This is a genomic window from Caulobacter sp. 73W, assembly GCF_041021955.1.
GTDB lineage: Bacteria > Pseudomonadota > Alphaproteobacteria > Caulobacterales > Caulobacteraceae > Caulobacter.
In genome coordinates this window covers 1,592,533-1,607,208 of record NZ_CP158375.1, presented here as the reverse complement: position 1 = coordinate 1,607,208, position 14,676 = coordinate 1,592,533, and the positions used below count along the sequence as shown (strand labels likewise).

The 14,676-nt window shown below is 69.4% G+C and carries 12 protein-coding genes and 1 pseudogene; 9 read left to right on the top strand and 4 right to left on the bottom strand.

Annotated elements, in window-relative coordinates:
- Nucleotides 1-28 precede the first annotated feature (28 nt).
- The 7 genes and pseudogenes from ABOZ73_RS07720 to ABOZ73_RS07690 form a co-directional block, all read left to right on the top strand.
- On the top strand, nt 29-1,033 hold the full coding sequence (locus tag ABOZ73_RS07720) for a LacI family DNA-binding transcriptional regulator (RefSeq protein WP_369062083.1): 1,005 nt from the start codon (nt 29-31) through the stop codon (nt 1,031-1,033).
- On the top strand, nt 1,030-1,596 hold the full coding sequence (locus ABOZ73_RS07715; protein WP_369062082.1) for an esterase-like activity of phytase family protein: 567 nt from the start codon (nt 1,030-1,032) through the stop codon (nt 1,594-1,596). The genes ABOZ73_RS07720 and ABOZ73_RS07715 overlap by 4 nt, the downstream gene beginning before the upstream one ends.
- Nucleotides 1,580-2,131, top strand: a complete 552-nt coding sequence (locus tag ABOZ73_RS07710; RefSeq protein WP_369062081.1) for an esterase-like activity of phytase family protein — start codon at nt 1,580-1,582, stop codon at nt 2,129-2,131. The genes ABOZ73_RS07715 and ABOZ73_RS07710 overlap by 17 nt, the downstream gene beginning before the upstream one ends.
- A 95-nt stretch (nt 2,132-2,226) precedes the next feature.
- Nucleotides 2,227-2,721 (top strand): RNA polymerase sigma factor, encoded by a 495-nt coding sequence (locus tag ABOZ73_RS07705; protein ID WP_369062080.1) that lies wholly within the window; start codon nt 2,227-2,229, stop codon nt 2,719-2,721.
- Nucleotides 2,721-3,692, top strand: a complete 972-nt coding sequence (locus tag ABOZ73_RS07700) for a FecR family protein (RefSeq protein ID WP_369062079.1) — start codon at nt 2,721-2,723, stop codon at nt 3,690-3,692. The genes ABOZ73_RS07705 and ABOZ73_RS07700 overlap by 1 nt, the downstream gene beginning before the upstream one ends.
- Before the next feature lie 77 nt (nt 3,693-3,769).
- Entirely contained in the window at nt 3,770-6,724 is a 2,955-nt protein-coding gene (locus ABOZ73_RS07695) for a TonB-dependent receptor (protein ID WP_369062078.1), read from the top strand.
- 14 nt (nt 6,725-6,738) lie between these two features.
- A pseudogene (locus ABOZ73_RS07690) lies at nt 6,739-7,575 on the top strand (glycerophosphodiester phosphodiesterase family protein); the annotation flags it as partial.
- Nucleotides 7,576-7,674: 99 nt separating this feature from the next.
- On the opposite strand, the gene ABOZ73_RS07685 reads toward ABOZ73_RS07690, so the two are convergent.
- The 4 genes from ABOZ73_RS07685 to ABOZ73_RS07670 all read right to left on the bottom strand — a co-directional run bounded on the left by ABOZ73_RS07685 (nt 7,675) and on the right by ABOZ73_RS07670 (nt 12,973).
- Entirely contained in the window at nt 7,675-8,955 is a 1,281-nt protein-coding gene (locus tag ABOZ73_RS07685) for a ComEC/Rec2 family competence protein (protein WP_369062077.1), read from the bottom strand.
- 4 nt (nt 8,956-8,959) lie between these two features.
- Nucleotides 8,960-11,332 (bottom strand): TonB-dependent receptor, encoded by a 2,373-nt coding sequence (locus ABOZ73_RS07680; protein ID WP_369062075.1) that lies wholly within the window; start codon nt 11,330-11,332, stop codon nt 8,960-8,962.
- A 95-nt stretch (nt 11,333-11,427) separates the two neighbouring features.
- A complete protein-coding gene (locus ABOZ73_RS07675; RefSeq protein WP_369062073.1) occupies nt 11,428-12,390 on the bottom strand; it encodes a FecR family protein in 963 nt (320 codons plus the stop codon).
- The gene (locus tag ABOZ73_RS07670) at nt 12,356-12,973 is read right to left on the bottom strand and encodes an RNA polymerase sigma factor (RefSeq protein ID WP_369062072.1); all 618 of its coding nucleotides are present in this window, start codon (nt 12,971-12,973) and stop codon (nt 12,356-12,358) included. Before ABOZ73_RS07670 ends, ABOZ73_RS07675 begins: the two co-directional genes overlap by 35 nt.
- Nucleotides 12,974-13,066: 93 nt before the next feature.
- Between ABOZ73_RS07670 and ABOZ73_RS07665 the strand changes: the two genes are divergently transcribed.
- Nucleotides 13,067-13,633: an RNA polymerase sigma factor gene (locus tag ABOZ73_RS07665; protein ID WP_369062070.1), complete on the top strand. Its 567-nt coding sequence runs from the start codon at nt 13,067-13,069 to the stop codon at nt 13,631-13,633.
- A 64-nt stretch (nt 13,634-13,697) separates the two neighbouring features.
- A complete protein-coding gene (locus ABOZ73_RS07660) occupies nt 13,698-14,657 on the top strand; it encodes a FecR domain-containing protein (protein ID WP_369062068.1) in 960 nt (319 codons plus the stop codon).
- Nucleotides 14,658-14,676 lie beyond the last annotated feature (19 nt).

Sequence of the window (14,676 nt, the reverse complement as noted above, 5' to 3'; positions counted from 1 at the left end):
CAGTCCAGGGGCGCCTCAGGGACCGTTCATGGCTGAATCCGAGTTTCCGCAATCCCGACGCGCCACCCTCAAGGACGTGGCCAAGGCGGCCGGCGTGTCTTTGGCCAGCGCCTCCTACGCCATCAATGGCGCGGGCTCGGTGGGTGAGGCGACCCGCGCCCATATCCTGAAGGTGGCCTCCGAGCTGGGCTATCGCCCCAACCAGAGCGCCAAGGCCATGAAGACCGGGCGCACGGGCGCCATCGGCCTGATCGTGCCCGACCTGACCAACCCCTTCTTCCCGAACCTGGCGCAGGTGGTCATCCAGGCGGCGCGCACCCATGGCTACAGTGTCTTCCTGACCGACACCGAAGGCTCGCCCGAGGCGGAGCAGAACGCAGCCGGCCTTCTGGTCCAGCACGGCGTGGACGGCGTGATCTGGTTCCCCATCGACGACACCGGAGCGGTGTCCAAGATCATCGACGGGGTGCCGGCCGTGGTGCTGGACCGCAACCTGCCGGGCTATGACGTGATTCAGGCCGATTACGAGCAGGGCGGTCGTCTGGCGGCGGAGCATCTGATCGCCGCCGGACATCGCCGCATCGGCGTCATTTCCGGACCGCACGCCGCCTCCAGCGCCCGCCAGCGCGCCGAGGCGGCCATCGCCGTGGTGGAAGAGAAGGCGCAGCTGGCCTGGCACGTCCACAACGCCTTTTCCGTCGATCTCGAGCCGCCGGTGAGGGAGGCGCTGGAGCGGCGGGAGGCCACCGCCGTCATCGCCGGGGCCGACCTGATCGCCATCGGCGCTCTGCGCCACATCCGGGCCATCGGTCAGTCCTCGCCTGACGACGTTTCCGTGGTGGGTTTCGACGACATCCCCTGGGCCCAATTGCACACGCCATCCCTGACAACCATCGACATGCCGGTGGAGGAGATGGCCGCGGCGGCGGTGGAGACCCTGATCCGCCGCATGGGCGCCAAGGGCGAGCCGCCCAGCCGTCAGGTGTTCGGCGTGCGGTTGGTGGCGCGCCAATCCGTGCGGGTCCTGAAGTGATCCGTCATGCGCTCCTTGGCGGCCTCGCCGCCCTGGCGACCGCCGCCGCGGCTCTTGCCGCGCCCTTGTCGCCGGGTGATCTGCGGCTTATCGGGGCGCTGGAGATTCCGAAGACGCTTGTAGTCGACGGCGCGCCGTTCGGCGGGATTTCCGGCATCGACTACGACCCGAAGATGGACGAGTGGCTGATGATCTCGGACGACAAATCCGATCTGGCTCCGGCCCGCTTCTATGTCGGTCGCATGGAGTTCGACGCCAAGACGATGAGCGGCCTTCATGTTGAGCGCGTCGTCTCGCTTCGCCGAGAAGATGGATCGACCTATCCTCCCCCTCGCGAGCCGTCGGGCGAGCGCGCCGACGCCGAGTCCATCCGCATCGACCCGGTCGATGGCAGCCTGCTGTGGTCCACCGAGGGTGATCCGCAGCGCAGCTTCGATCCGGCGATCCGGCGCATGGATCGCCAAGGCAACGCGCTGGGCGCTGTCGCCTTGCCGGACATGTTCAGCTTCCGGCGCGGCGCCCGGCCCAACCAGAACTCTCGAAGGCTTGAGCTTCTCTGCTGACGGCCGGACGCTATGGACGGCCATGGAAGGGCCGCTGACCCAGGACGGCCCGGTCAGTACGGTGGCGCAGGCCGGTGTCGTTCGCCTGACCCGGCTCGACAGGCAAGGCCGCATCCAGGCGCAGTACGCCTATCGCCTCGACCCGGTGCAGGCTGCTCCCGCACGTCGTGGCGACAACGGGATCAGCGAAATCCTCACGGTCGATGAGCGCCAACTGCTGATCCTGGAGCGTTCGGGCGTCGAGGATGCGCAGGGGCGTTTCATCTTCCATTGCCGGCTCTACGTCGTGGACGTGAGCGGCGCCCGTGATGTCTCCGGCGAGGAAAGCCTGGCCAATGGCGACGTCCGCCCGCTGACGAAGAGGCTGCTGGTCAATTTCGACCGATTGACCAACGTGCCCGCCGCCAATCTGGAGGCGATGGCCTGGGGGCCCAAGATCGACGGGGGCCGCAGTCTCGTGCTCATGGCCGATGATAATTTCGACCCTACGCAGAAGGGGCAGGTAGTCGTGTTCACGATCGCGGCGCGGCCGTAGAAGCGAGTTTGTTTCGCCTGCAATCCTGCCGGGTTGCTTTCTAAAAGCGTCACACCCGCCTGCTATGCGCCCGTCCCGACTTTTCGGAGGCGGGCGTGTCGCAGGACGGCATCATGGCGGCGGGATACAGGGACGCGTTGCTGCGTCTCATCCGCCGTCGTGTTCGAGACGCGGCCCTCAGCGAGGACATCGCGCAGGACGCCTATGTCCGCTACCTGGGCCGCGAAGGTCCGCCCGCCCAGGAAGGCTGGGCGTTGATCCGCACCATCGCCCTCAATCTGATCCGCGATCATTTCCGGGCCGGCGCCAGACGATCGTTCGAGCCCATCGACGAGGAGCACCCTGCCGATGGACACACGCCGGAGAGCGCGGTGATGTTGCGCGAGCGCGTCGAATGGTTCAGCCGCGCGGTGGAGGCCATGCCGCCCTTGCAGCGCGAAGTTTTCATCCGTCGCCGGCTTCACGGGCAGAGCGCCAGAGAGGCCGCCGCCGAGCTCGGCATTACGCCCGCCGCCGTCGACGCCCATGCGGCGCGTGCGCTGGTCGCCCTGCAAAAGGGGCGCGGGCGCTCCGGGTGGGGAGGCCGATGATGGGCTTCCTCCAAAAGCTCGCTCGCAACCGCCGGGACCGTGAAGCCGCGCTTTGGCTGGCGTCCCGCAAGGGCGGCGAACCGACGGGCGACTTCGAAGCCTGGATGGCCGATCCGGCCAATCGCGGCCGCTACGACCACCTGGAATCCACCTGGGAGGACGAGGCTCTGACCCTGGCCCTGCGCCGCGTGGAACATCGCGCCAAACGCAACCGCCGCGCCGCGCCGCTCTCCTGGCTCCCCGTGCCGGCGGGGGCGGCGGCCATGGCCGCGCTGGCCTTCTTCGCCGGTCCGCAGGTCGAGCTTTGGACCGCCGAGGTTCAGGAAAAGACCACCCTGCCGGGGCAGACGGCGCACCTCGACCTGGCCGACGGCTCGCGCATCGACATGGCCGGGGGCAGCCAGGTCCGTGTCCGCATGACGGGCCGTCGCCGTCAGGTGGAGCTGCTGCATGGTCAGGCGTTCTTCACGGTCAGCCCCGGCGTCGACCGCCCGTTCCAGGTGATCACCCACGACAGTCGCGTCGTCGTTGTCGGCACCCGTTTCGACGTCGCCGCCCTCAGCGGCGGCACGGAGCTGGCGGTGGAAGAGGGCCGTGTGCGTTTCGGCGGGCGCGGTATGTTCGACAGCAACCGCCTCGTCGAAGGCGGGCAGGGGTCTCGTGTCGCGCATGGCGAGACGGCAGCTCCAGCCAGCCTCGAACAGAAGCCGGCCGGCGGCTGGCGCAGCGGCTGGATCGAGGCGCAGGACACCCCCTTGGCCGAGGTGGTCGAGACCCTGAACCTGTGGTCTCCGCGCAAGGTGGCCCTGGCCGATCCGGCGCTCGGCGACCTGACGGTGACGGGGCGCTTCCGGGTCACGCGGCCGGAACGGACGCTCGAGAACATCGCCCGCCTTCATGGCCTGCAACTGCGGCGCAGGGCCGACACGCTGCTCCTCGAGCGTCATGCAACTGTCGGAAAAAATTCGTGAAAACTTGTCGTCAGATTTTCCCCTGACGCTCGTCCTTCCCCACGAGCAGGCACGACCTGCCCCATCGGGGGATCATCATGAAATCGCTTCTTTTCGGCGCTTCGACCGTTGTCATGGCTGTCGCGTCTCCGGCCTACGCACAGTCCGAGCGCGTCACCTTCCAGATTCCGGCGGGGGACCTTTCGGCGGCCCTCAACAGCTTCTCGCGCGCCACCGGCATCGAGGTGGTGGGCGGCTCGCATCTGCGCGGCAAGCGCACCGCCGGCATCTCCGGCGCCATGCCCGCCCATGAGGGCCTGCGCCGCCTGCTGGTCGGCGCCGGCCTGACCTTCGAGATGCGGGACGGAGCGGTGGTGATCCTGCCGATGACGGCGCCGAGCGTCGTGAAGACGTCCGCGCCGGCGACCGACATGGAAATCGACAGCCTGGTCATCACCGGCCAGCGCCGCGCCCAGGCCGAGGCCGTCTCGATCAAGCGCCATGCCGAGGGCGTGGTGGACGCCATCAGCGCCGACGACATGCAGCGCCTGCCCGACCTGACCGTGATCAACGCCCTGCGCCGCGTGCCGGGCGTCTCGGTCCTGCCGGTCAGCGACAACGAACACCCGCGCGACGAGGCGATCAGCCCGGTCCTGCGCGGCCTGAACCAGGCCTATAACAACGTCACCATCAACGGCCTGCCGGTCGCCTCGGTCGGGGTGCCGCTGTCGGGATCGGGCTCGGCCGGGCGGGGCGTTCGTCTCGACATCCTGCCGACCTCGTTCGTCAGCGACATCGTCGTCAACAAGACCTTCAGCGCCGATCTGGATCCCAACGCCGTGGGCGGGGCCATCGACCTGCGCACCCGCAGCGCCTTCGACGCCAAGGGCCGGTCCTTCGCCCTGGAAGTCGGCGGCGCCCACACCAGCGACAAGGGCACGCCCCAGCCGCAGTCGGACTTCGGTTTTCGCAGCACCGCCACCGGCTCGTTCACCTTCGGCGATGAGCCCCAGTTCGGCGTCGTCGTCTCGGCCACCTACCAGAAGGTCGAGAGCAGCACCGACGCCCACATGACGTCGGACAGCACCTTCTACAACGTCTACACCAACGCCGGCGTGCGGGTGACTGACGGCTCGCTCGGCAACGGCCGGCTCGTCGCCCAGCAGGACAAGTACTGGTACAATCAGAACAACCGCGAGCGCTGGAGCGTGACCGGCAAGTTCGAGGCCCGCTTCAGCGACAATCTCGACATGTCGACCATGTTCGGCCGCTACGTGTTCAGCGACGCCTATCGCCGCAACGAGATCCTGCTTAACGGCCGCAACGCCAACGTCATCGCCCAGACCGACACCAGCGGCCGCTACAGCGCCGCCTCGCTGGAGGTCGGCTATCGCGACGGCGAGACCAAGAGCGTCACCGACATCGCCCAGTTCTCCGCCGACTGGCGGCCCGACGACCACGGCGTCCTGTCGCTGCGCGCCAGCGCCTCGCGGGCGAAATCCAGCGAACCGCACGCGATGGTCAAGTACTCGGCCGGTGCGGACACCTTCGGGGTGGTCGGCGGGCTGAAGGAACTGGCCTTCACCTACAACTCCACGCCGTTCCACTTCAGCTTCAACCTGGACAATCCGGGGGTCTATCGGAACCTGGCCCTGTATCGCGCCGACTACTGGCGCACCAACGCCCGCGACATCGAGGCCGAGGTCGAGGGCGTGCGCATCGACTACCGCCGCAACTTCGAGTTCAACGACCTGGGCTTCGGCTGGGCGGTCGGCGGTCAGGCCTTGCGCAACACCATGGCCTATGACTTCGAGCGCGCGCAGTACAAGCCGAACGGCCGCGACTTCAACCTCACCGAGGTCGGCCAGATCAGCAACGTGCGCCTGCCGTACCACCAGCAGGGCCACAACCTGATCACCATCGATCCGAGCATCGCCTGGAAGGTGTTCAACACCCAGCGGGGCAGCATCGTCGAGGGCGACAGCCTGGGCTCCAACAACCAGGACGACTTCGAGCACGAAGAGAAGAACTACGGCGCCTACGCCATGGTCCGGTACGCCACGGCGCGCGCCAGCTTCAGCGCCGGCCTGCGCTACGACCAGACGGACCTGGACACCACCAGCCGCATCCGCGTCGCCAACGCCTGGCGGCCGTTCAACACCGGCTCCAAATACGACAAGCTGCTGCCGTTCGTGCAGGGCGCCTATGACGTCAACGACGACCTGCGTCTGCGCGCCGCCGTCAGCCAGACCCTGGGCCGTCCCAGCTACGAGGCCTACGCCGCCCGCGCCTCGATCAACTTCGAGCGGCCGGCCGACGAGGGCAATCCCAACGCACTCAACGTCTCGGTCAGCCTGGGCAATCCGGAAATCCAGCCGCGCATGTCCACCAACTACGACCTGTCGCTGGAATGGTATCCGCCCAACGACCGCGGCGGCATCGTGGCGGCCGGCCTGTTCTACAAGGACATCAAGGACGAGATCTACGACGGCGTCTCCCAGGGCTACACCTTCCAGGGCGTGACCTATGTGAACGCCAACGTGGTCCAGCCCAAGAACGCCGCCGGCGCCCGCGCCGCGGGGATCGAGACCCAGGCCAGCTTCAACTCGCTGGAGTTCATCCACCCCTGGCTCCACGACTTCGGCGTCTCGGGCAACTTCTCGATCCTGGACGGCAAGCTGGAGCTTCCCCTGCGCACCGGCACGCGTGAGATCGGCGGCCTGGTCGGCCAGCCGAAGAAGATCGCCAACGCCTCGGCCTTCTGGGCGCGCGGTCCGTTCGAGGTGCGCGCCGCCTGGAACTGGACGGACCAGGCCCTGCGGGCGGTGACGCCGGACATCGCCTGGCAGGACGTCTACTGGGACGAACGTCATCAGTTCGACGTGCAGGCGCGCTACGTGATCGCCCCGAACCTGACCCTCGTCGCCGAGGTCAGCAACCTGACCCGCAGCCGCCTCACCAGCGTCACTGGCCCGAACCGCGACATGCTCAAGGACAGCTATAGCACCCCGCGGGTGGCATGGCTGAGCCTGACCTGGACGCCGGGCCTCTAAGAAGGATCACGACCATGATGCTCGCAAAGCTCTTCGGCGCTTCGGTCTCCGCTCTCGCCCTGTTCGCCGCGGTGTCGGCCTTCGCTTCATCCCCGGGCCAAGGACGCACCAAGGACCTCGAACGGCGCCTGGCCGGCCCCGACGGCGAGGTCATGGTCGTGGCCCACCGCGGCTGTTGGCGCGGTGTGTCCGAGAACACCCTGGACGCGGTCAGCGCCTGCATCGCGTTCGGGGTGGACATGGTCGAGCTGGACGTGCGGCGCGCCGCCGACGGCGCCCTGGTCCTGATCCATGACGAGACCCTGGACCGCACCACCAACGGCCAGGGTCCGGTCTCGGCCCATACCCTGCCGCAACTGCGGGCCCTGAAGGTGAAGACGGAGAAGGGCGGCCCCGCAGCCGCCCTGACCGAGCGCCGCATCCCGACCTATGCCGAGGCGCTGGACCTGGCCAAGGGCCGCATACTCATCAATGTCGACGCCAAGGCCGACGTCTATGAAGAGGCCTACAAAATGGCCGTCGAGCGCGGCATGGGCGACCAGGTCCTGCTGAAGTCCGGCGCCGCGGCCGACCAGGTCCTGGCCCAGCCCTGGTTCAGCAAGAAGGTCCGCTACAACCCCAACATCCGCCCTGACCGCCTGGGCGCCGATCCGCTGGCGGTGATCGACACCTACAAGGGCCTTGAGCCGGTCGGCTATGAGATCAACGTCAAGTCGATCCCGGCCGCCAAGCCCCTGGCCGACCACCTGCACAAGAGCTGCGCCCGCCTGTGGGTCAACAGCCTGAACACCGCCGAGGCGGCCTTCGACGACCAGGCCCTGGTCGATCCCGCCGCCGTCTGGGGGGCGATGATCGAGGCGGGCGTCGGCGCGATCCAGACCGACAATCCCCTGGCGCTCAAGGCCTGGCTTGCGGCCCATGAGCCGAAGCTGATGTCCTGTCGGCCAAAGTCACCCCGCGATCGGTGACGAGGCTCGGGCGCTCAAGGCCTCCGACAGGCTGAGGACCCGGTCGCATTCGTCACGATTGTCGGTGACGACGATCCGGTACCGCGCGCCCCCGGGAGCGACGCGCACGACCACATGGCCCCGCCGAGAGGCCAGCCGGTTGGTCAGCCACGAATGCGCCCATTCGTTGGCCTGGGTCAGGCCGGTGGCGAAAACATCGCGGACTTCGGGATAGAGGCGGCGGCTTAGCATCCGCTCCAGGGCGTCGGTGCTCGGATGGGCGGTGTGCCAGCCCTGGATGATCCAGGCGCGGGGCTTCAGCGCACGCACCACGCCGGCGCCGGTGGCGTCGAACATGCCGTGGTGTGCGGCCACCGCGACCTCCACCGGCCCGGCGGCCCGGGCGGCGGGCGTCTCCACGTCGCGCCAGGGCAGGGCCCCGTCATAGTCGTGACTGGTCAGGTCGCCGGCCGCGAAATAACTGAACGCGCCATAGCGGATACGCACCGCGCAAGAGCAGGCGTTCTCGTCGGGGAAATCCTCGGGCGGCAGGGTGTCCAGAGGCGGGAACAGGCTGCGGGCGTCGTCGCCCTGGCCGGTCCACACCTCGCCGTTGGCGGCCAGATTGCGGATCTCGAAGTCAGGAAAACGCGCGGGATCGCGTCGGAGGGGGAACTGGTCCGCCGTCCCCACGCGGAAGCGCTCGACCCGGCCCTTGGCGGCGGCGCGCTCGGCGATGAAGGCCTGATAGTTGCGGGCGAAGGGCGCGTCCCACGGCCTGGGATAGGCGTAGTCGGGATAGCCGCGATCCACCACCAGGCCGATGGGCAGCTGGTCGGCCACGTCGCTGACGCCGGTCAGCCTGTAGGCGCCGCTCTTCGACGCCGGCGTCTCGGGACTGAGGTCGCCCAGATGGTCAGGGTGGATGTGGCTGACCAGCAGCGCGTCGATCCTGGCCGCGCCGGTGGGCGAGAGGTGGCGACGAGCATAGCGGGCGATCCACTCGCCCGGTCGCCGCGTGCCGTCGGGCGCGGCCTCCATCGCCGCCGGGGCCGGGGTGCTGGAGGCGCCCGCGTCGATCAGCAGACTGGTCCCGTCCGGCCCGATCACCAAGGCCGCGTCGCCGCGCCCCGTGGCGATGTGGTGGATATCGAGCTGGCCGGGCCGCCAGGGCGCCAGCGGTCGGCCGACGACGTCGCCGTCGTCAGCCGCCGCTGCGCCGCCGCCCAGTCCCAAGGCCGCGCCGCCCAGCAGCAGGGCGCGCCGGTCGAACACGGCCGCCATCGGCCTAGAACCGCGCCGAGAGCATCACGCCCCAGGTGCGTGGCTCGCCCAGATATTCAGCCAGCACGCCCTGGGTGGACGGGGTCAGCAGGAAGTCCTCGTCGCCCAGGTTCTTGCCCCAGGCGGTGACCGCCCAGCGGCCGTCGCGGGTCTCGTAGCCGATCGACAGGTTGGTCAGGGCGTAGGCCTCGATGTGCAGGTTCGGGTCCTTGGTGGCGCCGGTGAAGTAGCTGTCCGTATAGGCCCAGCTGATCGAGCCGGTCAGGTAGCCTGCCTCCCCCAGGGGCGCGCGGATGTCGGCGGCCAGGGAGCCCTTGTTGCGCGGCGACGAGCCCAGGGGGTTGCCGGTGTTCACCGCCCCGCCCGGAATGACGAAGTCGTCGTACACCGTGTCCAGCAGGCCGTAGCTGCCCATCAGGTTCAGCCAGGAGACCGGGCGGTAGGCGATCTCGATTTCCGCGCCCTCGATGGTCGCCTGACCGGCGTTGGTGATGGTCAGGATGCGGGTCAGGTTGTTGAAGAAAAGCTCCTGCTTGTCCTTGTATTCCATGTGGAAGACCGAGGCGTTGATGCGCAGTCGGTCGTCCAGCCATTCGGACTTCACCCCCAGCTCGTAGTTGGTCACCGTCTCGGACGCGAACGGAGTGGTCAGGGCCGCCAGGGCCGCCGCGTCGGTGTTGAAGCCGCCGGCGGTGTAGCCGCGCGTGACGCTGCCATAGACCCGAAGATCGGTGCGCGGCGCCCAGGTCAGCACGGCGCGCGGGGTCAGCTCGCCCCAGTCAGCCTCCAGGTCGCGGGCGGTGAAGCTGCCGGTCGCAGGGCGGACGAAGTCGGTGCGGACCAGCGAGGCGGTCTTTTCATCGCGGGTGTAGCGGGCGCCCAAGGTCAGATCGAGATTGGCCGTCAGGTGAACCACGCCGTCGGCGAAGACGGCGTAGCTGCGGGTCTTCACAGCTTGGTCGGTCAGCACGTCGGTCGCCGTGGCGCCGGTCACCGCCGCCAGGGTGCGCACGCGCAGCTGACGCTCGGCGTCCTCGTGGGCCAGGTATACGCCGGTGACGAAGTCGCCCCAGCCCCATTTCGGGCTGGCGTAGCGCAGCTCCTGGGACAGCAGGCCGACCTTGTCCACGTCGCGGTTCACCGACTGGCTGTTGGTCCCGGCCAGGAAGGCGTAGCTCGTCCCCGTGCCGGAAAAGTCCTCGCCCGACTGCGACCAGCGATAGCCGGTGATCGAGGTCACCCCGCCGACCGGCGCGTTCCAGTAGACACGCGCCGAGCTGCCCCACTGATTGCGGGCGAAGCTTTGATTGTAACCCAGCTCCGAGGTCCGGCGGTCGCCGTCCGAACCGGCGCCCTTGGATGACAGGGTGCGGCCGCCGTTGCGGTCGTCGGCGTAGTCGGCGCTCAGCAGAACTTCTAAGCCCTCGGCGGGCAGCAGGCGGGCCTGGGCGCGAAAGCTGGTGCTGTCCAGGTCGTCCTGTTCTCGGCCCGTCAGGCGGTCGCGACCATAGCCGTCATGCTGCTTCAGCGAGCCGGCGAAGCGCAAGGCTGCCGTGTCGCTGACCGGCACGTCCACGCGTCCGTCCACCTGCTTCAGGGCATAGTTGCCTCCACCCACGCGAAGCGCGCCGGAAAAGTCGTTGAAGGCCGGCTTGCCGGTGTCCAGCACGATGGCGCCGCCGGTGACGTTGCGACCGAACAGGGTGCCTTGCGGACCTTTGAGCACCTGGACCGAACTGAGGCCGTAGAGCTCGAAGGTGGCGGCGCTGTTGCGCGGGATGAACAGGTCATCGACCACCACAGCCACCGGCTTGTTGGCGCCGATCTGGGTGAAGGTGTTGGTCGCGCCGCGCACAGCGATGGTCGGACTGCTCTGGCTGAAGGCCGAGACCAGCAGGCCGGGCGTCAGGCGCGAGATGTCGCGCAGGGTCTCCAGGCGATAGGTCTCCACCGTGCGGCCCGACAGGGCGGTCAGCGAGATCGGCACGCTCTGGGCGCTTTCGTCGCGCTTCTGGGCGGTGACGATGATGGTGTCGAGGGCGGCCGGCTCGGCCAGGGCCGCCTCCGCGCCGCCGCTCGAGGCGCGGCGCAGGACGATGACGCCGCCGCTGTCCGAGGCGATCTCCAGGCCCGTGCCCTCGATCAGCCGGCGAAGGGCGGCGCGGGCGTCCATCTGGCCCTTGAGCGCCTGGGTGCGGACGCCTTGCAGGCCGTCGGCCGGGGCCACGACCTGAAGGCCGGACTGACGCGCGAAGACCGAGATGGCCGAGCCCGCCGCCTGGGGCGGCACATCGAAGGTCCGCTGCTGGGCTGCGGCCGGCAGGGCGCAGCCCAGGGCCAGGGCGGCGACACCGCCCGCGAGGATCGTCTTCAACATCGTGGTCTTGCCCCTAACAGAACCGGCGCTGCGCCGGTCTCACTGGGGTGGAGGGACGACCGGCGAAGTTCCGCCATGCCGGCCGCCAACTTTTTCTAGGAGCCGCGCAGTCGGACACCGTCCGCCTGGGTCTCGGCGGTCAGGCCCAGGCTGAGCGCGGCGGCGCGGGCGAAACCTTCGGGGTCGCTGGCCGAGAACAGGCCGGCCACCTTCAGCCGGGCCACGACCGGGTCGTCGATGACGATGCGTCGGTCGGAATAGCGGGCGAACTGACCGGCGGCCTCGCCCAGGGTCAGGCCGTCCAGGTCGATCATGCCCTGCCGCCAGGCCATGGCCCGCTCCACCGCCGCTCCGCCGATGGCCGCTGGGGCCAGGGGCGCGCCGACGGCGACCTGGACCGTCTGGGCGGCGGCCAGGCGCACGGGGGGCTCGTTCCCACGCGTGACCTCGACCACGCCTTCGCGCACCACCACGGTAACCGCGCTGTCATCCAGCCGGCGGACGGTGAAGCTGGTGCCTACCGCGCGCACCCGCACGTCGCCCGCGGTCACCACGAAAGGACGGGCCGGATCCTTGGCCACGTCGAACAGGGCCTCGCCCTGCAGCAGGAAGATCCGCCGCCCTCGATCATCGAAGGCGGTGCGCAGGCGGGTGTCGGTGTTCAGCGTCGCCGCCGAGCCGTCGGCCAGGGACGCGCGGCGGATGTCGCCCTTGCGCGTGGTCAGGCGCGCGCTGCGATCCGTGGCCACGAATCCCACTATGCCGACCACGGAGGCCGCCGCCAGCAGGCCGCCGGACAGGATCAGGCGGCGGCGGTCGAGCGCGCGCGCGGCGGGATGGCGCCTGGGCTCGAAGTCCTTACCCAAACCCTGGGCGCGATCCAGGTGGACGCTGACCGCCAGGGCGCGGGCATAGGCGCCAGCCCGGCGCGGATCGACCGCCGCCCAGGCTTCCAGGTCGGCCTGGTCCTTGGGCGACAGCGGTCCGCGATCCGCGCGCGCGGCCCAGGCCGCTGCGGCCGCATCAATCTCGGCGCTGCTTTCGGCGGTCGCGGTCAATTTCGATCGGTTCTTCGGCGTCACGGTCTCTAGATGCCCGGGCGCGACGGTTTCCGCCACGTCCCATCGCATCCATCAACAGGGCGATGCCTTTTCCCACGTGCTTCTCGACCGTGTTCTCCGAGACGCCCATGCGCTGGGCGACCTCGCGCTGGGACAGGCCGTGGACCTTGCGCAGGGTGAAGGCCTCGCGGCATTTGCCCGGTAGGCCGGCGATCAGGGCGGCGACGCGGCCCAGTTCCTGGCGGTCAGCGGCGACGTCCTCGGGCGACGGCGCGCCGGAGGGAAAATCCATTCCCTCGGCCTCGGCCAGGGCCTCGAACGCGACAATGCGGCTGCGGCGCAGGGCCTGTAGGATCACCGACTTGGCGACTTCGAACAGATAGGTGCGCGGGTTTCGGATGTGCTCGACCGACTCCAGGCCCGCCAGGATCGCATAGGCCTCCTGGATGATGTCGTCGACGTCCAGGCCGGGCAGGGGGCGGCGTCCAAGCCACGCCCGCAGGGCCGGTTCATACGGCAACACGTTGCGCGCCAACCAGATCGCCCGTTCTTGCGTGGCCAGGGTCATGGCCGCGAGCATCTAGCCTTCTTGTGTGACAGTCGTGGGTCAGAAGGCGCCATCACAAGCCTGACATGCGTCGGCGCTATGAGGACGTGCTCACGAGACACGCCCTTGTCCTATCTGCGCGACATCGACCGCTGGTTCATCGCGAACGTGCTGCCGCACGAGCGCGCCTATCTGAGCCAGGCGTTGCGCTTCACCTCCGACCGCGAGGAAGCCAAGGAATTGGTGCAGGAGGCCTATGCCCGCGTCCTGGGCATGGAGGCCTGGCGCGGCCTGACCGCGCCGCGCGCCTATGTCCTGACCGTGGTCCGCAACCTGGCGGTGGAGCGTCTGCGCCGGTCGCGGGTGGTGGACATCCGCCACGTGGCCGCCTTCGACGCCTTCGACCTGGCCGACCCCGATCCCGATCCGCAGGAACAGACCCTGATGCGCGACCGCCTGCGGGCGGTGCTGCGCGCGCTGGAGACCCTGCCGGCCAAGTATCGCGACATCCTGGTCATGCGCCGCTTCCAGGAAATGCCCCCGCGCGGCATCGCCGATCGCCTGGGCATCAGCCTGTCGACCCTGGAAAAACGCCTGGCGCGCGGGCTCGAACTGCTGGCCGAGGCCGTGGACCGCGAGCCGGCGCCCAAGGCGTCCTCCGAGCCGGCGCGCCGTCGCCGTCGCCAGTCCTAGAAAAAATTTCACGTCCTGTTGGTGGTGCGGGCCTTCTCGCCCGTCTTTAGACTGGATCACCGCCATGGACCGACCGACCGACGATCTTTCCGCGCCCGGCCGCGACTTCAACTCCGCCGAGGCAGCTCGCGCGGCGGCGCGATGGCTGGCGGCCCTGGAATGCGGCACGGCCGACCGCGAGGCGTTCGAACAATGGCGGGCCCAGGACGCGCGCCACGCCGCCGCTTTCGCCCGCCTGGCCGGCCTGTGGTCGGACCTGGACGAGGCCAAGACCTTCGGCGCGCGGCCCGAGCCGAAGCCTCGGGCTCCCGATCGCCGCTGGTTCCTGACCGCCGCCTCCATGGGCGGGATCGCGGTGGTGGGCGGCCTAGTCGCCGGGCAGCGCGCCTTCGGCCGCGAGCGCCTGAGCACCGCCGTCGGCCAGCGCAGCGACGTCACCCTGCCGGATGGCACGCGCCTGGGCCTGAACACCGACACCCGCGTCGCCTGGCGCATGTCCGACGGCGCCCGCCGCCTGTGGCTGGAGCGCGGGGAGATGTCCGTGCGGGTCGGCCGCAACGCCGCGCCCTGCGAGCTGGCGGGGGAGGGCGATCCCATCGCCCTGGCCCCCGGCGGCCTGTTCAACATCCGCCGCCGAGACGAGACGATCGAGCTTCTGGTGCTGCAAGGCCGAGTCGCGCCGACGCGCCTGGCCGACGCCCCGCTGGGCGCGAGGACCTTGCTGAAGGTGGGCGGCGTCCAGAGCGTCAGCCGCGCCGCCACCGAGCAGGAGCTCAGCGCCGCCGCCGCCTGGCCGCATGGGGAGCTGGTCTTCGAGGACGCGCCCCTGTCCACCGCCGTGGCCGAGTACAATCGCCACCTGCAGCGCAAGCTGGTGATCGCCGACGCCGCCACCGGCCAGATCCGCATCGGCGGGCGCTTCACCTCCACCGATCCGTCCGACTTCCTGCACGCCCTGTCGCAGAGCGTCGGGGTCGTCGTGCAGCCGTCCGGCGACGACCTGCTGCTGCATCGCGCCAAATAATTCCGCGCCGATTTGGCGG